The 22,923-nt window shown below is 70.2% G+C and carries 18 protein-coding genes; 12 read left to right on the top strand and 6 right to left on the bottom strand.

The window, feature by feature from the left end; translation table 11 throughout:
* Window positions 1-156: 156 nt before the first annotated feature.
* The 4 genes from Q9G87_RS08200 to Q9G87_RS08185 all read left to right on the top strand — a co-directional run bounded on the left by Q9G87_RS08200 (window position 157) and on the right by Q9G87_RS08185 (window position 5,150).
* Window positions 157-1,203 carry a LacI family DNA-binding transcriptional regulator gene (locus tag Q9G87_RS08200; protein ID WP_305915602.1) on the top strand — a complete coding sequence of 349 codons (1,047 nt, stop codon included), beginning with the start codon at window positions 157-159 and terminating at the stop codon, window positions 1,201-1,203.
* A gap of 297 nt (window positions 1,204-1,500) precedes the next feature.
* Window positions 1,501-1,728, top strand: a complete 228-nt coding sequence (locus Q9G87_RS08195; RefSeq protein ID WP_305915601.1) for a helix-turn-helix domain-containing protein — start codon at window positions 1,501-1,503, stop codon at window positions 1,726-1,728.
* 87 nt (window positions 1,729-1,815) lie between these two features.
* Window positions 1,816-3,327 carry an ABC transporter substrate-binding protein gene (locus tag Q9G87_RS08190; RefSeq protein WP_305915600.1) on the top strand — a complete coding sequence of 504 codons (1,512 nt, stop codon included), beginning with the start codon at window positions 1,816-1,818 and terminating at the stop codon, window positions 3,325-3,327.
* 29 nt (window positions 3,328-3,356) lie between these two features.
* Complete coding sequence (locus Q9G87_RS08185) at window positions 3,357-5,150, top strand: ABC transporter permease subunit (protein ID WP_305915599.1); 1,794 nt, start codon at window positions 3,357-3,359, stop codon at window positions 5,148-5,150.
* 124 nt (window positions 5,151-5,274) lie between these two features.
* Here the strand turns inward: Q9G87_RS08185 and Q9G87_RS08180 are convergent, their stop codons facing one another.
* Genes Q9G87_RS08180 through Q9G87_RS08160 form a run of 5 tightly spaced genes read right to left on the bottom strand, consistent with a single transcriptional unit; the run spans window position 5,275 to window position 11,147 of the window.
* Window positions 5,275-6,687, bottom strand: a complete 1,413-nt coding sequence (locus Q9G87_RS08180) for an amidase (RefSeq protein WP_305915598.1) — start codon at window positions 6,685-6,687, stop codon at window positions 5,275-5,277.
* Window positions 6,688-6,707: 20 nt separating this feature from the next.
* Window positions 6,708-7,391 (bottom strand): ATP-binding cassette domain-containing protein, encoded by a 684-nt coding sequence (locus Q9G87_RS08175; RefSeq protein ID WP_305915597.1) that lies wholly within the window; start codon window positions 7,389-7,391, stop codon window positions 6,708-6,710.
* Entirely contained in the window at window positions 7,385-9,106 is a 1,722-nt protein-coding gene (locus Q9G87_RS08170; RefSeq protein ID WP_305915596.1) for a branched-chain amino acid ABC transporter ATP-binding protein/permease, read from the bottom strand. The genes Q9G87_RS08175 and Q9G87_RS08170 overlap by 7 nt, the downstream gene beginning before the upstream one ends.
* Complete coding sequence (locus tag Q9G87_RS08165) at window positions 9,103-10,311, bottom strand: ABC transporter substrate-binding protein (RefSeq protein WP_305915595.1); 1,209 nt, start codon at window positions 10,309-10,311, stop codon at window positions 9,103-9,105. Before Q9G87_RS08165 ends, Q9G87_RS08170 begins: the two co-directional genes overlap by 4 nt.
* Window positions 10,275-11,147 carry a branched-chain amino acid ABC transporter permease gene (locus Q9G87_RS08160; RefSeq protein ID WP_305915594.1) on the bottom strand — a complete coding sequence of 291 codons (873 nt, stop codon included), beginning with the start codon at window positions 11,145-11,147 and terminating at the stop codon, window positions 10,275-10,277. The genes Q9G87_RS08165 and Q9G87_RS08160 overlap by 37 nt, the downstream gene beginning before the upstream one ends.
* A gap of 141 nt (window positions 11,148-11,288) precedes the next feature.
* Between Q9G87_RS08160 and Q9G87_RS08155 the strand changes: the two genes are divergently transcribed.
* Window positions 11,289-12,224, top strand: coding sequence for a helix-turn-helix domain-containing protein (locus tag Q9G87_RS08155; RefSeq protein WP_305915593.1), 936 nt, complete (start codon window positions 11,289-11,291; stop codon window positions 12,222-12,224).
* Window positions 12,225-12,239: 15 nt separating this feature from the next.
* On the opposite strand, the gene Q9G87_RS08150 is transcribed toward Q9G87_RS08155, so the two are convergent.
* A complete protein-coding gene (locus Q9G87_RS08150) occupies window positions 12,240-12,947 on the bottom strand; it encodes an IclR family transcriptional regulator (protein WP_305915592.1) in 708 nt (235 codons plus the stop codon).
* Between the two features lie 131 nt (window positions 12,948-13,078).
* Between Q9G87_RS08150 and Q9G87_RS08145 the strand changes: the two genes are divergently transcribed.
* The 7 genes from Q9G87_RS08145 (at window position 13,079) to Q9G87_RS08115 (ending at window position 22,904) form a co-directional block, all read left to right on the top strand.
* A complete protein-coding gene (locus Q9G87_RS08145) occupies window positions 13,079-14,560 on the top strand; it encodes an aldehyde dehydrogenase family protein (protein ID WP_305915591.1) in 1,482 nt (493 codons plus the stop codon).
* A gap of 112 nt (window positions 14,561-14,672) precedes the next feature.
* Window positions 14,673-15,335 carry an NAD(P)H:quinone oxidoreductase gene (gene wrbA, locus Q9G87_RS08140; protein WP_305915590.1) on the top strand — a complete coding sequence of 221 codons (663 nt, stop codon included), beginning with the start codon at window positions 14,673-14,675 and terminating at the stop codon, window positions 15,333-15,335.
* Window positions 15,332-16,024, top strand: coding sequence for a DsbA family oxidoreductase (locus Q9G87_RS08135; RefSeq protein ID WP_305915589.1), 693 nt, complete (start codon window positions 15,332-15,334; stop codon window positions 16,022-16,024). The genes wrbA and Q9G87_RS08135 overlap by 4 nt, the downstream gene beginning before the upstream one ends.
* Window positions 16,025-16,355: 331 nt before the next feature.
* Entirely contained in the window at window positions 16,356-17,819 is a 1,464-nt protein-coding gene (locus Q9G87_RS08130) for an APC family permease (RefSeq protein WP_305915588.1), read from the top strand.
* A gap of 59 nt (window positions 17,820-17,878) precedes the next feature.
* Window positions 17,879-19,810, top strand: a complete 1,932-nt coding sequence (locus Q9G87_RS08125; protein ID WP_305915587.1) for a primary-amine oxidase — start codon at window positions 17,879-17,881, stop codon at window positions 19,808-19,810.
* The gene (locus tag Q9G87_RS08120; RefSeq protein ID WP_305915586.1) at window positions 19,807-21,384 is read left to right on the top strand and encodes an acetolactate synthase large subunit; all 1,578 of its coding nucleotides are present in this window, start codon (window positions 19,807-19,809) and stop codon (window positions 21,382-21,384) included. The genes Q9G87_RS08125 and Q9G87_RS08120 overlap by 4 nt, the downstream gene beginning before the upstream one ends.
* Window positions 21,385-21,392: 8 nt before the next feature.
* Entirely contained in the window at window positions 21,393-22,904 is a 1,512-nt protein-coding gene (locus Q9G87_RS08115; protein ID WP_305915585.1) for an aldehyde dehydrogenase family protein, read from the top strand.
* Window positions 22,905-22,923: the final 19 nt, after the last annotated feature.

Below are 22,923 nucleotides of genomic sequence, written 5' to 3'. Positions count from 1 at the left end.
GCCGTGCCACGCTCGCCTGCGTCGGTGCACGAGGCGAAACCACGGCTTGCCGTTAGAGACGGACCTCAAGCAGTGGTGAGCGGCAGAAAGTTTTTCGGCTGGCTTGCTCTATAGTTTCCTTGGTGCGGACCCGCCGTTGATGAGGAAAGGGTGAACGTGACGGATAACCGAACGGGCGAACCAGCGGCCGACGAGCAGAACGCGCGAGGTGGTGGAATCCCGTCGGTCACCATCGCCTACATCGCCGAGTCCGCAGGCGTCTCGATCCCCACCGTGTCGAAAGTGCTCAACGGACGTTCGGGGGTCTCGGAACAGACTCGTGCCCGCGTCGAAGAACTGATCAATCGGCACGGATACCGCAGGCCCTCGGGCAGCCGGAACAATATCGTGGAACTCGTGTTCCGCGAGCTCGAGAACATGTGGGCCGTGGAGATCATCCGCGGTGTCGAGCAGGTGGCCCGCAAGAACCGCGTCGGCGTCATGGTTTCGGAGTTCGGCCTCCATGACACGCCTGCGATGTCCATCGACGACACGGTCGGCCGGCGCCCTCGCTGCGTCTTGTCAGTGGCGCAGCTCTCGCCGTCCGAGCGTGAGAAGTTGAAGGCGAAAGGCATCCCGTACGTCGTTTACGACCCGATCGACGAGTTGCCGGACGGCGTCCCCTTCGTGGGCGCCACCAACTGGAGGGGTGGCCAAGCGGCGACCCGGCACCTGCTCCAACTGGGACACCGCCGCATCGCCATGATCAGTGGCCCGGATCATACGTTCTGCCGCGCCAGAGTGGCCGGCTACCTCTCCGCGCTGGCTGAAGCCAACGTCCCCGCGGATCCCGGACTCCTGGTCCGCACCCTTCTCACCCGCGAGGACGGCTGCGCCGCAGCGCGCGAGCTGCTGTCCAGGCCTGACCGGCCGACCGCGATTTTCACCGCGAACGACCTGCAGGCGCTCGGCGTCTACCGGGCCGCTCGCGACCTGGGGCTGTCCATCCCCAGGGACCTGAGCGTCGTGGGCTACGACGATCTTCCGGTCGTGGCTTGGGTCGACCCGCCTTTGACCACGGTTCACCAGCCGCTGACTGAGATGGCGGTCGCCGCCACGGAACTGGCGCTGGCCATCGGCCGTGGGGAGTCGGTTCCCCAGGTGGGACTGGAGATCGCGACGACCCTCACGGTTCGCGAGAGCACAGCACCGCCGAGGGACTGAGCCGTTTCGGTGGAGTCCCGGCCTCCCCGCGTGAGCGCGCGCCCGGACGGCGACACCGTCCGGGGCGTGACCGATGTGGCGCTTATGAACCCCCGCGGCCGGTCGGCCCAGGCCGCCGACCGGCCGCCGGTTCGCGGGGGACAGTCGGCACGCGTCAGGAGAAGCGGTCCTTGACCTTGTAGTAGGCGCCGGCGAACGGCAGGAACCAGGCCGTGCCGTTGTAGAGCGGCACGGGCACCTTACGTCGCGGAGTCGGCCCTGCCCGGCACGTCTTCCGGCAAGCCGTACCACGAGCTGTTGGACATCGGGCTGCGGCAGCTGCTGTACGCGCTGCGCCACTACCTGGACGCCGCAGGCAACAAGACGGCCGCCGCCCAAGCGGCGGATCTGTCGCGGCAGACGCTCTACCAGCGGCTGCACATCATCGAACGGCTGCTCGGCTCCGACCTGGAGTCCGGGCAGCGACGCACCGAGCTGCACGTGGCCCTGACGGCCCTCGACGTCCTTCGCCTCGGCTCCCGCTGAATGGCAGGGGTTGGTTGAAAGCGAAACAGTTAAGTTAGGCTAACCTTATCGCGATCAATTCGGACCAGGCATCACAGGACTGCTCTTATGCGCACAATCCCCCTCCGCCTCGCCGCGGCGCTGCTCCTTACCCCGCTACTGGCCGGCTGCTTCTCGGATGGCTCCGCCGGCAGGGGCGGCGCCCGGTCCGAACAGCGCATCAGAGTCGCCCTGGCCGTGCCACCGGCCCAGGCCCTCTCCCCATACAGCAACGACGCCACGGTACTGAGTAAGCTCTCCGTCGTCGAAGGCCTGACCAGGCTCGACGTCGACGGCACCGCGAAGCCCGCACTCGCCGCTTCCTGGAAACAGGCCGACGACACCACGTGGACCTTCGAACTACGCGACGCCCACTTTCAGGACGGGACGAAGGTCACCGCCGAAGCCGTCGCGAACGCCCTTGCACGCGCCTCCGACGCCGAGCCGGCACCGCGCGTGCTGAGTGACATCGAGCTGACCGCCAAGGCGCAGGACGCCCACACCGTGGTCCTCACCACCGGCACCGTCGATCCCGTCCTGCCGCTGCGCCTGGCCTCTCCCGCCCTGGGCATCCTCTCCCCGAAGGCGTATGGATCCAACGGTGCCGTCAGCCCGATCGGTGCCGGCACCGGCCCCTTCAAGATCACCAAGCTCAGCGGCAAGACCCAAGCCACCCTTGACCGCTTCGACGGCTACTGGGGCGGCAAGGCCAAGGCCGCCGGCATCGACGTCTCGTGGATCGCCGACGGCACCGCTCGCGCGAACGCCCTGCGCGGCGGATCCGTCGACATCGCCGAGTGGATCCCCACCTCCCAGGCCGAGCTCCTCGCACCCGAAACCCTCCACGAGGTCCCGTCCACCCGAACCGACAGCCTGCTGCTCAACACCGGCAGCGGCGTCTTCCGGGACGCCGCGATGCGCGCCGCCGCCCGTGAGGCCGTCGAGCCCAACGCGCTCGTGGACAGCGTCTTCGGCGGCTATGCCGACGCCGCCCAGGGACTGTTCGGCCCCGCCATGTCCTGGACCCGGGACAAGCACGTCACCGTCCAGCACATCGTGAAGGCCGCCACCGCCGAGCAGGTCAAGCAGCAGACCGGCGGCACAGCCATCACCCTGGCCACCTACACCAATCGCACCGAACTGCCCGAGGTCGCCAGCGTTCTCCAGCAGCAACTGGAGAAGGCCGGATTCACCGTGAAGCAGGACGTCCGTGAATATTCGCAGATGGAGGCCGATCTGCTCGCAGGAAAGTACGACGCGCTGGTCTTCTCCCGGGTGACGCTCCTCGACACCGGCGACCCGGTCGCCTACCTGGCCAGCGACTACACCAGCAAGGGCTCCTACAACATCACCCGGCTCGCCGAACCGGCCGTCGACCGGGCCATTTCGGCCGCAGCCGAGTCGGGCGCCGGCACGCGCCAGGACAAGGTGATGGCCGCCGAAGCCGCCGTCCTGTCCACCGACGCCGTCGTGCCGCTCATCCACGAAAAAGTCCTGCAGGGTATCTCCACCGACGTCGAAGGCGCCATCCTCGATCCGCGCGAGCGCTCCTTGGTAGGCCTCGACACCCGGCTGAAGTAGCCGAAGCAGTCACGAGAGCGCGCCCCCACGTGAGCCTCACCAGAGCCGGCTCGCGGCTCCGCCCGCCGGCCCGCGGCCGGTCCCGCAGCTCCGGCGGCCGTTGGGCCGGCCTCTTCGGCGCTCTGTTCGCCGGGGCCGGGCTGCTGACCGTCATCGCCCTGCTGCCCTGGATCTCCGGTACGGACGCGGCGCTCACCATCCTGCGTGCCCGTTCCGGCGAGCAGGACCCGTCCCCCGAGGCACTGGCCGCCGTACGTGAACAACTCGGTCTGGACGCCGGTCCGGTGGCCGCCCTCCGCCACTGGCTGGGAGCTCTGGTACGTGGCGATGCGGGGACCTCCTGGGTCTCCGGCGAGCCGGTGGCGCCCGCCCTCGGCACCGCGCTCGGCGTCTCACTCACCCTCACCTCGGCCGCACTCATGGTCACCCTCACCGTCGCCGCGATGGTCTGCGCCCGGACGCTGTGGTTGGGCGCCCATCGCCGGCTCACCCGCAACCGGGCCGGAATCGGCGCGGCGGTGGTGGCGGCACTGCCCAAGTTCCTGCTCGCAGCCGTGCTCTCCACCATCCTCGGCGTACACCTGGGCTGGTTTCCGCCGTATGGCTGGGAGGGGCCGTCGTCGATGGTGCTGCCCGCGCTCGCCCTCGGTGTGCCCTCCGGCGCGATGATCGGCGGACTGCTCGACCAGGCGCTGCCCGCCGCGTTCCGTGAGCCCTGGGCCCGTGCGGCGACCGCCAGCGGAATGCCGCCTGGGTGGATCATGCGTGCCGCGCTGCGCCGCACGGTGCCGGGCGTACTCCCGCAACTGCTGCCCACCGTGGTCAGCCTGGCCGGGGGCGCGGTCGCCGTCGAGAAGATCTACGCCATTCCCGGCCTCGGCATGCTCACCCTCGATGCCGCCATCGCGCAGGACCTGCCCGTCCTGCAGAGCGGAAGCCTCGCCCTGATCCTGCTCGGCGCCGGCGCGGGACTGCTCGTACGCTTGGCACGACGCTCCCTGCTCGGCCCCGCTCTACGCGACGGGGCGCTGCCGTCGCTACCCCTGCCCGGCCTGCATACTGGACGCGCGCTGCCGGCCGTGGCCATCGGGTGCGCCCTGCTGCTCGCCACCGTCGTCGGGCTCGGGCTGTTGCGTGACCCCATCCAGGTGGACACCGCCGGGCGGCTGCTGGCTCCCTCGTACGAGCACCCGCTCGGCACCGACGCGCTCGGGCGCGATCTGCTCGCCCGGCTGGGGCACGGCGCACTCCGCACCACGGCGCTGGCCTTCGCCGTCACCGCCGTCAGTCTTGTCCTCGGTGTGCTCGCCGGACTGGCGCGCCAGGTCACGGCCGGTCTGACCGACATCGTGTCCACCTTGCCGGTGATCCTGGCGGGCCTGCTGGTCACGGCCGTCACCGGACCGTCGGCGCTCGGCGCGGCGCTGGCCGTCTGCTTCGTCGGGTGGAGCCCGTACGCCGCCCAGACCGCCGCGCTGTTGGAGCAGGAACGCGCCGCAACGCACATAGCCGCCTCCCTCGCCCTGGGGGCGAGCCGCCGCCACCTGATCCGGCGTCATCTGTTGCCCGCCCTGGTCCCGCCACTGCTGCGCAACGCCCTGCTGCGGCTGCCGACTGTCGTCCTCGTCCTTGCCTCTCTCGGCTTCCTCGGGCTCGGCGAGCAGCCGCCCGTACCCGAATGGGGGCGGTTGCTGTCGGAGAACCAGTCATACGCGGAGCTCGCGCCGTGGACGGTGCTCGGCCCGGCCACCGCGCTCTCCCTTCTGGCAGTGCTCGCCGTCGCGGCGACCGCTCTGCTGAGTCGCGCCGGCCGACGAGCGTGAACCCTCATCGGCGCGACCATGCTGATCGGAGCGGTCGCCGGCCGTAAACAACGTCACCTTCCCCGGCGGCGCCTGGACCCAGGACGTCAGCCGCGGCGAGCCGGCTGCTTGAGGCGGTCCGTGGTCAGGCGGTGAAGCGTGCGGGGCGGCGCTGCGGCCATGGGTCCAGCGTTTCCAGGGCGGAGGCGAGGCGGATGAGCACGGCCTCGTCCCAGGGGCCGGCCACGAGCTGTGCGCCGATGGGGAGGCCGGTGGGGGAGCTGTGCAGGGGGAGGGTGATCGCAGGCAGGCCGGTGATGTTGCAGACCGCGGTGAAGGAGATCATCTGGGTTTCGGTGACCCGCAGTCCGTCGGGGTTGTCGTTGGCCTCCTGGAGGACGGCGTCGACGGGTGGCGGGGGGCAGGCCATGGTGGGCGTGAGCAGGACGTCGAAGTCGCGGCCCCACTGCGCGACGACAGCGCGGGATTCCAGCTGCAGGCGGAACGCGGCCTCCACGTACTCGCCGGAGTGCCTGGCCGCCGCGCGCTCCATCCGGCGGCGCAGATGCGCCTCGGCCAGCTCGGGCCGGTCGTAGGGCATGGCCCACAGGTTGGCGTCCAGCACGGTCTGCGCGTACCCCGCGATGGCCTCCTCGCTGAAGAAGCGGGGAGCGACGGGGAAGACGTCGTGCCCGAGGGATTCCAGGAGCCGCGCCGCCCGCTCGGCCGCCTCCACGCACACGGGGTCCACCGGCAGGCCGGTGGGCGCCTGAGTGAGCAGGCCGACGCGCAGCCGCCCGCTGTCGCGCCCCACCTCCTCGGCGAAGGGGCGTTCCGGCGCCGGCGCCTGGTACCAGGCCAGCCGGTCCGGCACGGACATGACGTCGAGCAACACGGCGGCGTCACGCGTGTAGCGGGTAACGGCTCCCTCGACGGTGGCATGCTCCCACGCCGCCACCTGCTGCGGCACCCGCCCTCTGCTGGGCTTCAGCCCCACCAGGCCGCAACTGGACGACGGCATGCGGATGGAGCCGCCGCCGTCGTTGGCGTGCGCCACCGGGCTCAGCCCGGCCGCCACCGCGGCCGCCGCGCCGCCGCTCGACCCGCCGGGGCTGCGGGACGGGTCCCAGGGGTTGCGGGTGCTGCCGAAGCGGCGGTTCTCCGTGGTGGACAGCAGGCCCATCTCCGGACTGTTCGTACGCCCCATGAGCAGGAATCCGGCGTCAAGGAACCGCTCGACCACGGGCTCGCTCGAAGTCCGTGGATGATCATTCACCCCCAGTGATCCGTAGGTGGCCGGTTGCCCCGCCACCTCGGTCAGCTCCTTGATGGGAATCGGCACTCCGTGAAAGGGCGGCAGATCCGCGCGATCGGCGACGGCCTGCTCGGCCCGCCGGGCGGCGGCGCGCACCTCGTCGTCATTACGCCAGACGAAGCAGGTGAGGCCGGGATCGTAACGGTCGATCCTGCGCAAGTAGGTGTCGACGATCTCGACAGGGCTCAGCTCTCGTTTGCGTACAGCCGTGGCGAGGTCGACGGCGGCGGCGAAGGGATCCATATCAGCTCCAAACAGGCAAATCAGCGAACCATGAGCAGCTCGTCGAGCCGCTGACGGGTTTCCTGGCCGACCGGCGCGTCGAGCACGACCCGGCCCGCCTCCATGACGAGGGCGCGGTGGCAGTGATCGAGCAACAGCCCGGCATGCTGGTCGACGACGATCACGGCGACGCCGTGCGCGGCGACGGTGGCGAGCGCGGTCAGCACCTCGCTCACGAGTGAGGGCTGCAGGCCCTGGGTCAGCTCGTCGATCACTATCATGCGCTGCCCGGCCAGGATCGACCGCGCCACCCCGACCTGCTGTTTCTGCCCGCCGGACAGGGTGCCGGCCGGCTGGCCGGCCCGCTCGGTCAGCAGCGGGAACAGCTCCCGCGGGTCGACGGCCGGGACGAACCCTCTCCGTGTGGCCAGCCGGATGTTCTCGGCGACGGTCAGCGACGGGAAGACGCCGCGGTCTTCGGGCATGAGGGCGGCGCCCCACCTGGCGAGCAGGTCGGGACGGCCCGGCGGCACGGGACAGCCGTCGAAGTCGACCTCGCCGCCCTGCCGGTCGGCCAGGCCGAAGACTGTGCGCAGCAGGGTCGTCTTGCCCGTGCCGTTGCGTCCCAGCAGCGCGACCACCTCGCCCGCCGCGACCTCCGTGGTCACTTCGCGGACGACGTTCGCCTGGCCGTATCCGCCGGACATTCCGCTCAGCGTCAGCATCGGCCCGCTCCCAGGTACGCCTCGCGCACAGCCGTGTCGGCCACGATGTCGTCCATGGGGCCGTGGGCGATGATCCGGCCGCCGTGCAGGACGACGACGTCGTCGGCGAGCTCTCTGACGATCTCCATGTCGTGTTCGACGACGAGCATGGCGCAGCCGGTCCGTACGGTGACCTGTTTCAGCTCCTGCGTCAGCCGTCGGGCGTCCTGCCGTCCCATGCCCGCCGTCGGCTCGTCCAGCAGGACCAGCCTCGGGGCGCCTGCCAGCACCATGGCCAGTTCCAGGCGGCGGCGGTCGGCCAGGGGGAGGGTGCCCGCCTCGATCGCGTCGTTCGTCACCAGATCCTCGTACTCCTCGGGCAGCTCGGCCGGGACCGGCGCCTCCATGCGTGCCAACCGGATGTTGTCGGCGGGGGACAGCGCCGTGATGACGCTGGGGATCTGGAACATGCGGCCCACGCCCATGCGTACCCGGCGGTGCACCGGTACGGCCGCCGCGTCCCGGCCGAAGATGCGCAGTGTGCCGGCGTCGGCCGCGAGCTGGCCGGCGACGATGGCCAGCAGCGTGCTCTTGCCCGCGCCGTTGGGCCCGATCAGGCAGACGCACCGGCCCGGCGGTACGACGAGGTCCACGCCGTCGAGAACTCGGACGGGGCCGAAGGACTTGGCGATCCCGTCCAGGCACAGCGCGGCGTCGCGACCGGCCGCGGGCGGCGTATCGGCCCGCTGGTCCAGGGAGACGGCCGCGGGCGATGTCCTCCTGTCCCGGGAGGCGGCCGGAGGCAGCGTCACGCCGGGCCTGCCGCCCGACGGCCAGGAGCGGGCGAGCCCGGCCAGCCCGGCCGGCGCGACCTGGACGACCAGGACGAACAGGGCGGCGAGCCCCAAGACGTACCAGCCCAGCCAGGCGGTGCCCAGGATCTGCTGACCGGTCGTGAGCGCCACCGCGCCGAGCAGCGGCCCCAGCGTCGACTCCCGGCCGCCCAGGGCGAGCCAGACCAGGACGCTGGTCGACAACCCCAGGCCGAACACGGGCGGCGACACCAGTCCGGCAACGGGGGCGTACAAGGCACCGGCGATCGTCGACACGACCGCGCTCGCGGCGAAGGCGGCCGAACGGACGCGGATGGTGTCGATGCCCGACTGCGCGGCACGTTCCGGATTCCGGGCCGCCGCCGTCAGGCGCGCCCCGAACCGGCTGCGGACGATCAGCAACGTGCACAGCCCCACCACCACGACGACCGCGACCAGTGTCCGGTAGTAGGTGGACACGATGTCCGAGGTGGACACCGGCAGGCCGTTGGTCCCGTTGGTGAGCGACGTGAGCGTGGTGGCCGCCTTCTGAAGGAGCAGGCTGACCCCGAGCGTCAGCAAGATCAGCGGCGCGTCGGGTACTCCCGAGGCCAGGCCGATGCGGACCACGACCAGCGCGATCATCGTTGCCGCCGCAAGCGCCACGGCCAGCGCGAGCATCAGGGGGATGCCGTGCCGCTCGCTCAGCGCCACCGCGTAGGCGCCGCAGCCGAAGAAGGCCGCGTGGCCGACGCTGAGGAGCCCGGCCCGTCCCCAGGCCAGATCCAGCCCGTAGGTGAACAGCCCGAAACACAGGCCGAGGGTCAAGGTGGCAACGGTGAAGGCGCTGAGCCCGAAAGGCGCCGCCGCCAGGGCCACGATCAGCAGCGCGGTGACGGCGCCTGCCATGCGAGGAGCGCTCACGGGCAACCCTGCTTGGCAACGGTGTCGGTGATCTGGCCGAGGTTACGCGTCACCGCGTAGGCGCCGCCCGGCCCGATGGTGGTCTCCAGCATGTCCGCCTGAAGGAGGTGGTTGGCCGGCTCGAAGTACGTGCCCTTGCCCAGCGGCGAGTCGAACCGCATCCGCCCGATCTCACTGTTGATCGCCTTGGGGTCGTTGCGGCCGGCCTTGCCCGCGGCGGCGAGGAAGAACTGGACGCCGAAGTAGGCGTTGCCCGCGACCTCGGGAATGGGTTGCGTCCACTTGTAGGCGGCCCGGTAATCGGTCACGAACTTCTTGCTCTCGGCGTGGTCGAGCCGATCGGTCCAGCGCACGACGTGGGTGCGCCCGTTCACCAGATCGCTGAGCGCCGGATAGTAGTCGGCGTCCAACGGCGCGCCGTCGTAGCCCAGCTCGCCGCGGAACAGCCCGAACTGCTGGCCCTGCTTGCTGAAGGCCACCGCGTCCGCGCCGACCACCATCGACAGCAGCACGTCCGGCTTGGCGTCCTTCAGCCTGGTGATGACCGACTGCCAGTCCGTCTGGCCGAGCGGGCTGTACTCCTCCGCGACGATCGTCCCGCCGGCCGACTTGGCGACCTCTTTGACGATGCCGGCGTAGAAATGCGGATAGTTGTAGTCCGACCCGGCGATGGCGACCCGCTTGCCGTGCTTGCGAATCAGCTTGGGAACGCTCGGGAGGAGGATCTGGCGGGTGGACTCGCCGAAGCCCCACGCGTAGCGGAAACAACGCTCGTTGTCGCCCAGGATGGCGGTGCCGAACGGCACCTCGGAATCGTTCGCGACCTTGCTCACCGCTTCCGCGGTGTCGCCGGTGATGGTGCCGAACAACATCGACACGCGGTCCTGCTGGATGAGCTTGCGGGCCAGCTGCGTGGAGGTCGCCGGGTCGCCCGCATCGTCGGTGACCACGTACTCGACCTTCTTGCCGTTGACCCCTCCGCTGTCGTTGACCTTCCGCACGCCCAGCTCGAAGCCGCGCTGGAGCGCCTTGCCCGTCTCGCTCACGGGGCCGGTGAGCGGGAGGACCACCCCGATCTTCAATGGCGCGCCGGCGTCGTCGGCGGCGCTGGACACGGCCGAGCCGCTGCACGCCGCCAGCGACAGCAGGGCCGCCGCGGCCGTCGTGGCTACGGCCGCGCGGGAGTAAGGATGCGACGGGACCATGAGAGCAACCTCCGTACGTGGGAACGCGACCGGAGCGCCGCGGTCCCGATGACGACGATGTAGAAGAGCACGTCGGCGAGCGTGTCGGTGAGCCAGGTACGCAGCAGCACGGCCAGCGCGGCCACCAGGAACGCCGCGGCCACCGCAGACCCGAGCGCACCCGGGCGGCTGAACAGCAGCGCGAAGAACATGGGCACGAGCAGCCCGAAGCCCATCGTCGGATTCACCGCGAGCAACGGGCTGTACAGTGCCCCGGCCAGCACCGCCAGCAGCCCGCCGGCGACGAAGGCCGCGATCCGCATCCGGCGCGGATCGGTGCCCAGCAGCGCCGCCATCGTGGGATTGTCCGCGACCGCGCGCAGCGTGAGCCCCCAGCCCGTCCGGTAGGTCACCAGCAGGACGACTCCGATGACCACCACCGCGACCAGGCCGGCCACCAGGCGGTAGGCCGGATAAGACGTGCCGAGCAGCTCGACCGTGCCGCCCACGGGATCGGCCACCGACCGGGACGTGGAGGTGAACAGCAGCTCGGCGCCCTGCCGCAACGCCATGCCCACACCCCAGGTGACCAGCATCGTGGCCAGGCCGTCAGCCAGCGGACGCCGCAGCAGCGCTCGCTCGATCACCATGAGCGGCAGGACGCACAGCACGAGAGCCAGCAGCACCCGCCAGCCGAACGCGGCGCCGGTGACGGTCGCGGCGACGTACGCGCCGGTCATCGCCAGGTCGCCCTGGGCGAGGTTCACCACCCGCAGCGCCGCGAAGATGATCGCGACGCCGAGGGTGAGCAGGCCGTACAGCCCGAACTGGCCCACGATGGCGAGCAGAACGTCCACGCCGGGGTCCGCCTTTCACCTGAGGAATGTTCAGATGATCGCCACCAGGCGGTGGGCGAATTGGTGTGGCAGCGCACACTTGTGGTCTTCCAGCGCCCGGCCCGACACTGGAGCATGCGCAACGGCAGGTGAAGGAGGGCCATGCCCATCGAGCACAGGCCGGACGGCACCCTCGTCTACGGCTATCTCGACACGGCCGCACGTCAGGGGGCGGGTGCCTCTGACGCGGTTCTCGTCCGGGACGAGGATCGTCCCTACCAGGCGGAGACGAGGCCGTACCGCCTCGGCGCGCTGGGCGCGTGCGAGATCACCGGTGAGAACCGGGTCCGGGTGAGCTCCCTGCGGTCAACGGCCGCTCCGGCGGGCCAGCACCTGCTCGGACTCCTCCGGGATGGCAACGGCCGGCTGGAACAGGATGGCCGACTCGCCTCGCTGTCCACCGGCGAGTTCCTGCTCTACTCCGGCTCGCGGCCGTTCCGGCTGGAATTCGACGGCCCCTACCGCTACTTCCTGATCAGGCTCTCCACGGCCGCGTTCAGCATCTCCCGCGGCTTCACCGCCAACCGCGACATCCTCGGGCCGCCCAGCGCGCGCATCCTGGGGGCCATGCTGATGGAGCTGGCCGACCAGGCCGCGCGGCTGGGCCCGCTGGCCGGCCACGAGCTGGGACACCACGTCACGGCCGTGCTCAGAACGGTGCTGCACGAGTCGTCCCGGCCGGCCCCGCCCGGCGACGGCGTCGCCCTGCTGGAGCGGGTCCTGGACCACATCGATCGCCATCTGAAGGACGACCTGCCGCCCGCCGCGATCGCCGCCGCCCACCATGTCTCGGTGCGCTACCTGCACAAACTGTTCCAGCAGCAGGGCCACACCGTCAGCGACCACGTACGCCGCCGCCGGCTGGACCGCATCCGCCAGGACCTCGCCGACGCCGCACTGGCCCACCTGCCCGCCCAGACCATCGCGAGTCGCTGGGGCATCAAGGACCCCAGCCACTTCAGCAAGCTGTTCCGATCGGAATACGGGCTCTCACCCCGCGAATTCCGGCGCGAGGCGATCGCCGGCCGCCCGGACTGACGTGTGCCGCAACCCCTAGTAGCGCTCGGCCGCTTCGGCTCGGGGTGCGCCTGACAGTCGCGCGCTGGCCTCGGCCGCGGCGTCCATCACGGCGGGAACGAGCGCATCGTCTGCCTTGACGCCGAGCTGGACCACTCCGAGGCTCGCCGTCGCCCAGTCCGACACCTGGATGGGCGCGGCAATGCCGACCGCGCCGGGCTGGATCATGCCCACCGTGACGGCGTAGCCGCGCTCACGCGCCAGCCGGACGTCTTCGGTGTCGCCGGCGCTCGGTGGCCGGCCGGCGAGGATCGCCACCCCGTCGGCGCCGACGTTGAGGGGGTGGCGCGCCCCTTCCCGCATCGCCAGGTGGAAGGTGCTGTTCAGAGGTTCCGCCGTCACGAGGATGAGCGCATGATCTCCGTCGGCAACGCTCAGTAGCGCGGTGCTGCCGGTCTGCTCGCTGAGCTTGCGCAGAATGGGCCATATCGTGGTCTGGAGCCGTGGTTGGAGGCGTCCGGCCAACTCGGCGATGCCGTACCCGAGGACGTACTTCGCGCCCTCGCGGCTCACGAGATCGTGGGCCTCCAGAGTGCGCAGCAAGCGGTAAACGATGGCCCGGGCAGTGTGGAGCCGTTCGGCGAGGTCGGCGGCCGTCAGGCCGTCCTCGCTCCTGGCCAGCAATTTGAGCACGGTCAAACCGCGGTCGAGTGTCTGAGATGTCTCCCCGCCCGGTGCAGCCACGACAGCTCCTCACCCTCCTTTCCAGGCGCACATGGTGTCACATGTCGGCGTGCGGTGCCGTCTTGACGGTCATCCGGCGCCGTGACTATCGTTCGCGTACGACTATCGGCCAAAAAGAACGGTAATCGAACATGATAGTACGTGCTGAAGCCGAACGCCTGGCCCTGAAGGTCCCCACCGAGCCGTACTACGCGGGACGGTGGGGTGTCACGCGAGGTGTGGGCACGTTCGACGTGGTCGATCCCGTGACAGAGCGACGGCTCATAACGGTTCAGGCGGCCGGCCCCGCCGAGGTCGACTCGGCCGTCTCCTTCGCGCGATCAGCCTTGGACGACGGCGCGTGGGGACGGACGGATGGTGCCACCAGGGGCCGGTTGCTCAACCGGGTGGCAGACCTGCTCGAGGAGCGCAGCGAAGAATTCGCGGCACTGGAGTCGCTCGACGTCGGCAAGCCGGGCTTCGAGCCCCGCGCGATCGATCTTCCCCAGTCGGTCCGGACCTTCCGCCACTTCGCCGGCTGGGCGGACAAGCTGGAGGGACGCTCCATCCCGACGTCCGGCTACATGGGACGGCCCACGGTCAGCTACACGGTCCGTGAACCGGTCGGGGTCGTCGCCGCGATCACGCCGTGGAACTCGCCGACGATGATCGCGGCGTGGAAGATCGCACCCGCCCTCGCCGCGGGGTGCGCGCTCATCCTGAAGCCTCCGGAGGAGGCACCGCTGACATCGCTGCTGCTGGCATCACTCATCGAAGAGGCCGGATTCCCTCCTGGGGCGTTCAGTGTGCTTCCCGGCCGTGGAAGCGTGACCGGCCAGCTCCTCATCGATCACCCGGGCGTCGACAAGATCTCCTTCACCGGAAGTCCTGAGACGGGGTACAAGGTGGCCGTCGCCGCGGCGAAGGGGTTCCGTCGCGTCACCCTCGAACTGGGCGGGAAGAGCCCGCAGATCGTCTTCGCGGACGCCGACCTCGACGCGGCGGCCGACGGTGTGGCCGTCGGCATCTTCGCCAACCAGGGGGAGGTGTGCGCCGCAGGCAGCCGCATTCTCGTGGCCCGCGCCGTCTACGACGAAGTCGTGGAACGTCTGGTGACCAGGGCGCGCGGCGTGAAGCTCGGCGACCCGTTCGATGAGGGCACGACGATGGGAGCTCTCATCAACGCGCGGCAGCTCGAGCGAGTGTCCCGATACATCGAGGCGGGCGTCGCGGGCGGCGCGCGGTGCGTCGTCGGGGGCGGCCGGCCGGAACGTCCGGGCTACTTCGTCGAACCGACCCTGTTCGCCGACGCGACGAACTCGATGACCATCGCCCGAGAAGAGATCTTCGGCCCGGTCGGCACGATCATCCCGTTCGACTCCGAGGAGGAGGCGGTCGCGATCGCCAACGACTGCGACTACGCGCTGTCCGCCACCTTGTGGACCTCGGACGTCGGCCGCGCGCACAGGGTGTCGCGCGGCGTCAAGGCGGGTGCGGTCGCGGTGAACGGCTGGTCTCCGCTCGACCCGAGCCTTCCCTGGGGAGGTTTCAAGCTCAGCGGTCAAGGCCGGGAGCTGGGGTGGGCGGGCATCGAGGCGAACACCGAAGAGAAGACCGTGACGATCGTTCTCTGACCTCCGCGGGTCGTCCTGCCGGCAACGCGGGCGGCCGCTCCTTCCCGCAACTCACCGCTGATCCCCCACATTCCGCCGCAACTCCTCCCCGCGTCCCATGGAAAGGTTCGTCATGTCACCACGTGTTCTCGTCGTCTACTACAGCGCCACCGGATCGGTGCACCGGCTCGCGGAAGCCGTCGCCGAAGGGGCCGAATCAGCCGGCGCCGAGGTCCGGCTGCGCCGGGTCACCGAACTCGCCCCGCCCGAGGCGATCGCCTCGAACGCGGACTGGGCCCAGCACCGTCAGGACGTCGACTCGGTCGTCGACGTGGCGACACTCGACGACCTCGAATGGGCGGACGGATACGCCTTCGGGACGCCGACCCGCTACGGCACGCCGGCGGCACAGCTGAAGCAGTTCATCGACTCGGCCAGCAGCCTGTGGCATGCGGGCAAACTGGCCGACAAGCCCGTCACCACGTTCGTGTCCTCGGCGGAGCAGCACGGGGGACAGGAGTCGACGATCATTTCCCTCAACAACGTCTTCTACCACTGGGGATCGGTCATCGTTCCACTCGGATACACCGACGACGTCGTGTACGCCGCCGGTGGCAACCCTTATGGGACATCGTGGCCGGCCGGGTTCCCCTCGAGTCCCCCCGACGATGTGACGTTGAGCTGCGCCCGCTATCAGGGCGCACGGCTGGTGAGGTTCGCGCGGCTACTCGCCCCTGCGGAGATGGAGTTGTCCGGCGTACCAGGGGGAAATGACATGGGGGATCGGGCTCGGTGACGCGGCGGGTCGACATCTGGTCGGACATCCACTGTCCCTGGGCCCTGATCGCGGTGCATCGGCTGCGGCGGGCCCGGGCCCGTCTGGGCGCCGAGGTCGTCTTCGTCCCGCGGGCATGGCCGTTGGAATGGGTCAATCACCGCGGGACCCCCAGGGACATCCTCTCGGTCGAGGTCGCCGCGCTGGCCTCCCACGAGCCGGAGCTGTTCAACCTCTATTCGGGGGAGTCGTGGCCCTCCACTTTCCTGCCGGCGTTCGAACTGGTGGCGGCGGCGGCCCGTACGGGTGGGGCCGAGCTGGCGGAGCATGTCGACTACGCCCTCAGAATCGCGTTCTTTCGGGATTCGGTGGATGTCAGCATCGAGGCCGGACTGCGCCGATCCCTGGACATCGCTCTCGAGTACCGGCCCGACTGCGATGTGGAAGGCGTCATGTCCGCCTGGCGGACGCAAAACGTCCGAGCGGACGTCGTACGTGACTTCACCGAAAGCCAGGGCGTGCGGATCCAGGGCAGCCCGCAGGTCGTCTGGCCCGACGGAACCTCCGTTCACAACCCGGGCATGACCGACCACCACTGGCGCGGCGGGCTGCTGCGGATCACTTCGACGGATCCGATGGAGCCCGACCGCCTGCTGGCGGAGTTCCTGGGCCGCGACACGGCCGATCGTCCCGGGCCGCCGCGCCCGTAGCGGCCCGGGAGGCGCACTTCTTCTCGGGCCCTGTCGGCGTTGAAGACGGCGGGTGGTCTCCGTGTGCTGTCTCCTGCCGCGGATCAGCGGCCTTCCGGCATGGCCCGCCTGGACGACCCCATACGCATCAATCCCGCGCTCCGGGGCCGCGATGTGCGTGGCTCGCCCGGCGGTCCGGGTCGATGTCAGGTCGCGATTCCCCGGGGGTTGACACCAGCCGACCAGCGGACGCACGATGTGTTTCCATTAATCGAACTTGCTGAACGATTATCGGACAAGACGGGGACTCATCCTTCGCGTGAAGACGCACGACCCCAAGGAGCTGCTTCGGATGACGCCAACCCCTGACAACACCGAGCTCGCGCGGGGTCGCCTTTCCCTGCTCGGCGTGCTCACCCAGTCCATCGGATTCATGGGCCCCGTCTTCTCCATCGCGGCCCTCATGCCCCTGGTCGTCGGGTTGTCGGCGACCGGCCGCGGCGCCGGCGTCGCGACTCCCGCCGCCATCCTGATCGCCGCCGTCGGCATGGCGGGGGTGGGCTGGATCATCGCCCAGTACGCCAAGCGGATCCATCGGTGCGGCTCGCTCTACGACTACGTCAGTCTCAGCGCCGGTCCCCGGGTCGGTCTCGTCGGCGGCTGGCTCTACTACGGCGCGATGCTGGTCCTCGCGGCCGCGACCTTCCTCCTGCTCGGCGGCCTCACGCAGGATCTCTTGCTCAGCCTGCTGTCGGTCGACGTGCCGTGGTGGCCGCTGTCGCTCGGATACGTGGCGATCGTCGTGGCCGTGCTCGTCATCGGCGTCCAGATCTCGATTCGCACGCAGCTCGCTCTCGCGCTGCTCTCGATGGCGGTCGTGCTCGCCTTCTCGGTGCGCATCATCCTCGCGGGCGGGCAGGGCGGGCACAGCCTGTCCGCGGCCCCCTTCAACCCGCTCGCGGTGGGCGGTCTGGACCTTCTGTACGGCGTCCTCTACGGCATCAACATGTTCATCGGGTTCGAGTCCGCCGCCAACCTCGCCGAGGAGACCGCGGAGCCGAAGCGGCACATCCCGCGGGCGGTCATGCTGTCACTCACCATCGTCGGGGCGTTCTACCTGGTGACCGCGTATGCCCAGGACATCGGGTTCGGCCTGGACGCGGAGGCGTGGAAGAACAGCGTCTTCCCGCTGCAGGCACTGGCGTCGGGCGCCGACTTCGGCTCCCCCGTGTTCGGCCACCTCGTGTCGATCCTGGTCATCCTCGACGTCCTCGCGGTCGCGATCGGAGTAGGCGTCGCGGTGACCCGCGGGATGCTCTCGATGGCCCGCGAGCAGCGGCTCCCGAAAGTCCTCGCCGCCGTCCACCCCCGGTACCGGACGCCGGCCCGTTCCGCCGCTCTCCTCGGTGTCGTCTCGGTCGTCTCGGTCATGGTGGTCGTGATCAGTGACGGACTCTTCTCCCGGGCGACCGGCCAGCCGGGCGTCCTCCAGCCGCAGTGGTCCCCGATGTTCGGCTGGATGGCGGGCTTCGGCGGGACGGGCCTGGCGCTGATGTACCTCGTGGTGAGCGCGGCAGGTGTCAAGGGCCTGTGGGGTCAGGTCAGCAGCGGCAAGCTGGTGGTCGCCGCCGTCGCAGGGGTGACGGTCGCGACCGGCGCGGTGTTCGGCGCCTTCTACCAGGCGGCGAGCCCTCTGGACACCATCCCATGGGCTCTGCTCGCGTGGATCGCGCTCGGCGTGCTCTGGTCGTACGCCGCGCTGCGCCGGCCGGTCGAGGCGGAGGCGAGCGTCGCCGAGGCCGCTCCGGCAGATTGACGGCGCCGGAGCCACTGAGGACATCGCACGTTCACCACGACAATCTGGAGGCACCGGCGATGACGACATCGCACCCGTACGATCCGCTGACCGTCGAGGAGATCGAGCGGGCCGTACACGCCGTACGTTCGGACCGGCCCGAGCTCGGCTCGCCGAGGTTTCCCCTGGTGCGGCTGGACCCTCCGGACAAGGAAGCCGTGCGGAGCCATGACCCCTCGCGGCCCGTCGCGCGATCGGCGTTCCTGGTCGTCTACGACCGCGACGCCGGGGCCACGTACGAAGCCCGTGTGGATCTCGCGCGGAACGTCGTGACCTCCTGGAGGCACGTGCCGGGAGTGCAGCCGCCGATCATGATCGAGGAGATCCTCGCCCTCGAGGACATCGTGAAGAACGACGGCGCCTCGATCGCCGCGCTCGCCCGCCACGGGGTCGACGACCTGTCCCTGCTGCAGCTCGACCCCTGGTCGACGGGCACCCTGCCGGTCGAGGGCGTGGACGCCCGGCGCCGCGTCATCCGGGCCAGCGCCTACGTCCGGCGCTTCAAGGAGGACAACGGCTACGCGCGTCCTGTGGGGAACCTCGTGTTCGTGATCGACTGTGACGCCCGCTCCGTCGCCGCGATCATTGAAGGAGAGCCCATTCCGTTGCCGCCCGAGAGCGGCAACTACGACGTCGGCAGCGTCGGCCCGCTGCGCGACGACCTTCGTCCCATCGAGATCGTCCAGCCCGAGGGCCCGTCGTTCACGGTGTCGGGCAACGTGATCGAGTGGCAGCGCTGGCGGCTGCACGCGCACATCGACACCGTGGAAGGCCTGGTCATCAGCGACGTCTCCTACCAGGACGGTGATCGGCGCAGGTCGATCCTGCACCGGGCGAGCATCGGCGAAATGGTCGTGCCCTACGGCGACACCAGCGAAGACTTCTACTTCCGGAACGTCTTCGACGCCGGCGAGTACAACCTGGGCAAGACCGTCGGGTCGCTCAGCCTCGGATGTGACTGCCTGGGCGAGATCCGCTACCTCGACGCGGTGCTCGCCGACGAGTCCGGCAGCCCGCACACCGTCCACAACGCCATCTGCCTGCACGAGGAGGACTACGGCATCCTCTGGAAGCACTGGGACTTCCGTTATGTGGAGCGGGCGGAGGTCAGGCGCTCCCGCCGCATGGTCGTGTCGGCCATCCACACGATCGGCAACTACGAGTACGGCTTCTTCTGGTACTTCTACCTCGACGGAACGATCCAGTTCGAAGCGAAGCTGACCGGCATCGTGCAAACACGCGCGATCGCCCCGGGGGAGGTTCCCGGATACGGAACCCTTGTCGCGCCGCAGCTGGACGCGCCCAACCACCAGCACCTGTTCAACATGCGTCTGGACATGGAGGTCGACGGCCCGCGGAACTCCGTCGTCGAGGTCGACGCCGTCGGTCTCCCTGTCGGGCCGGACAATCCTCACGGCAACGCGATCGTGGCCCGGCAGACCTGGATCGAGAACGAGCGGGACGGGCGGCGCATGTGCGATCCTCTCGCGGCCCGCACCTGGAAGATCGTCAACCCCGAGGTGCGGAACCGTCTCGGGCAGCCGGTGGCGTACAAGCTGGTGCCCTTCGCCGGCCCCACGCTGCTCGCGGCCCCGGAGAGCGACCTGGCCCGTCGCGCGGAGTTCGCCCGGGCACACCTGTGGGTGACCCGCTACAGCCCCGACGAGCTGCACCCCGCCGGCGACTACCCGAACCAGCATCCCGGGGACGGGATCGGGGAGTGGGTCAAGCAGGAGCGAGACCTGGTGAACACCGACGTCGTGCTGTGGCACACGTTCGGCACCTCCCACCTGCCCCGCCCGGAAGACTGGCCGATCATGCCGTGCGAGTACGTCGGCTTCACCCTCAAGCCCGCCGGGTTCTTCGACCGCAACCCCTCGCTGGACGTTCCGCCGCCGGTAGGCCATGACACGGCGCACTGTCACCACGTGCCGGGGCAGGACGATCAGTGAAGACCGATCGCCACACCGCGCACGTGGAACTCACCGGAGCGCAAGTCCTCCTGGAGACGGCCGCCGGTCGCGGCGTGTCGGTGTGCTTCGCCAACCCCGGAACCACCGAGATGCCGCTCGTCACCGCGCTCGACCGCGCACCGGGGCTGCGGGCGGTGCTCGGGCTGCAGGAGAACGTGTGCACGGGCGCCGCCGACGGATACGCCCGGATCGCCCGGCGAGCCGCGCTGACCCTGCTGCACCTCGGGCCAGGGCTCGCGAACGGCCTGGCGAACCTGCACAACGCGCGCCGGGCGCACAGCCCGGTCGTCAACGTCGTGGGTGATCACGCGAGCTGGCACCTGCCCTTCGACGCGCCCCTGACCTCCGACATCGCCGCCCTCGCGGGCACCGTCGGAGCGCACCACGAGATCGGTGATCGCGCCTCGGTCGCCTCGGTGACGCGGCGGGCGATCGACGACGCGCATGACCGTCTGGGCGTGTCGACGCTGGTCGTGCCTGCCGATCTCCAACAGCTGACCGCGCAGGAGCCGCCGCTGGTGGAGAGCCCCCGTGCCGCCCCCCGGCCCGGCGTCGGCGGGGAGGCCGTGGAGCAGGCCGCCCACCGGTTGCGGGCCGCCGGCTCCCGGGGCGTTCTCCTCCTGGGCGGCGCGGGCCTGAGCCGCCTCGGCCAGTCCGCCGCCGGCCGGATCGCGGCCGCCACCGGAGCCCGTCTCTACAGCGAGACGTTTCCCGCCCGAGCCGAGCGGGGCGGCGGGCTGCCCCCGATCGACCGCCTGCCGTACTTCCCGGAGACAGCGGTAGCGGAGCTCCGGGACGCCGCGGTGGTGGTGCTGGCCGGGGTCTCCGAACCGGTCGCCTACTTCGGATACGAAGGAATCCCCAGCCGCCTGGCACCCCAGGGGGCGGTGCACCGGCTCGCGGACGTCGCGCAGGATGTTGAACAGGCGCTGGTAGCGCTGGCCGAACTCGTCGGCGCTGCGGATCGCCCCATGGCCGGTGCGCAGCGACCGGTCGAGCCCGCGCCCGGGACCGCCCTGACCGGGCAGACCGTCGGCGCCGCCCTGGCGAACTGGCTGCCGGAAAACGCCATCGTCTCGGTCGAAGGCGGGACTTGCGGCTACCCCTTCTACTCGGCATCGGCCGCGGCGGTGCCTCACACCGTCCTGACCAACACCGGTGGCGCGATAGGCCAGGGACTGCCGGCCGCGCTCGGCGCCGCCATCGCCGCGCCCGAGCGTCCCGTCATCGCCCTGCAGTCCGACGGCAGCGGCCTGTACACCGCGCAGGCGCTGTGGACCATGGCCCGCGAGTCGGCCGACGTCGTCGTGCTGATCGCCGCCAACCACGCCTACAACGTCCTGCGCACGGAGCTCGCCCGCCACGGAAGCCCCGAACCGGGTCCCCAAGCCGCACGGCTGACGAGCCTCGGCGAGCCCGCGATCGACTGGGTGTCGCTCGCGCGCGGTTTCGGAGTCCCGGCGAGCGACGCCACCACCGTCGGTGAGCTGCGCGTCGCGTTCACCGACGCGCTCCGGGCGCGAGGCCCGCACCTTATCCAGATGACGATGTGAGGACCGCGATGTCGTCCGAAATTTCGCTCTCCCAGACGGTGCGACGGTTCGTGAACCGGCCGCAGCGCATGCTCATCGGCGGCGAATGGGTGGAATCCCGAACCGGCGAGACCCTGGAATCCGTCGACCCGGCGACGGGCCGGAAGCTGACCACCATCGCACGAGGTGACAGCGCGGACGTCGACCGGGCCGTCCGCGCGGCGCGCGACGCCTTCGAGTCGCCGGCCTGGCGGGACCTCTCCCCGCTGGATCGCGGGCGGCTGCTCAACACCCTGGCGGAGTTGATCGAGGAGCACGCCGACGAGCTGGCGCTGATCGAGGCGTACGACAACGGCAAGCCGGTCAACGTGGCCAGGGCCGTGGATGTCGGCTCCAGTGCGAAGCTGTTCCGGTACTTCGCCGGGTGGCCGAGCAAGTTCGAAGGCAGCACCATCCCGGTGTCACCCCGGGGCGGGCTGAAGATCCTCAACTACACGGTGCACGAGCCCGTCGGCGTGGTCGGCGCGATCGTCCCCTGGAACTTCCCCATGTCGATGGCCTGCTGGAAGCTGGCCCCCGCCCTGGCCACCGGCAACACCGTGGTGTTGAAGCCGGCCGAGGAGACGTCGCTGTCCACACTGCGGCTGGCGGAGCTCATTCAGGAGGCGGGCTTCCCGGACGGGGTCGTCAACGTGGTCACCGGCACCGGCGCCGAGGCCGGCGCGGCGATGGCGGACCACCCGGGTGTCGACAAGATCGCCTTCACCGGGTCCACCGAGGTCGGGCGGCTCGTCGCGCGGGCGGCGACGGGCAACCTGAAGAAGGTGTCGCTGGAACTGGGCGGGAAATCGCCGCACATCGTCCTGCCGGACGCCGACCCCGCGCAGGTCGCGGAGGCGGCGGCGGACGCCATCTTCTTCAACCAGGGGCAGACGTGCACCGCGGGGTCACGCCTGTACGTGCACAAGCGCATCTACGACGACGTGATGACGGCGCTGGTCGAGCGCGCCCGTCGCATCGTGGTGGGTCCCGGCACCGATCCGGGCAGCGAGATGGGCCCGCTGGTGTCGGCGAAGCAGCTCGCTCGGGTAGGGGAGTACATCGCCTCCGGCCGGCAGGAGGGCGGCGAGCTGGCCACCGGGGGCGGACGCCCGGACGGGCTCGGCGCGGCCTACCGCGACGGTTTCTTCCTGCAACCGACGATCTTCGTCGAGACCGACCACACGATGCGGGTGGTCCGCGAGGAGATCTTCGGCCCGGTCCTGGTCGCGATGGAGTGGGACGACATCGACGACCTCGTCGCCAAGGCCAACGACACTCCCTACGGCCTTTCCGCCGGGGTGTGGACGCAGGACCTGAAGACAGCCCATCGCATCGCGGCGGCGATCCGGGCCGGAACGGTGTGGGTCAACTGTTACAACCTCACCGACCCTGGCTCCCCCTTCGGCGGCTACAAGCAGTCCGGCTGGGGACGGGAGATGGGCCGCGAGGTGCTCGAGCACTACACCGAGACCAAGAGCGTGTGGGTGAACCTCACGTGAGAACACCGGACCAGGAGAG

It is taken from the genome of Nonomuraea turcica, from assembly GCF_030718205.1.
Lineage (GTDB): Bacteria > Actinomycetota > Actinomycetes > Streptosporangiales > Streptosporangiaceae > Nonomuraea.
This window is presented reverse-complemented; position numbering and strand designations above follow the sequence as displayed.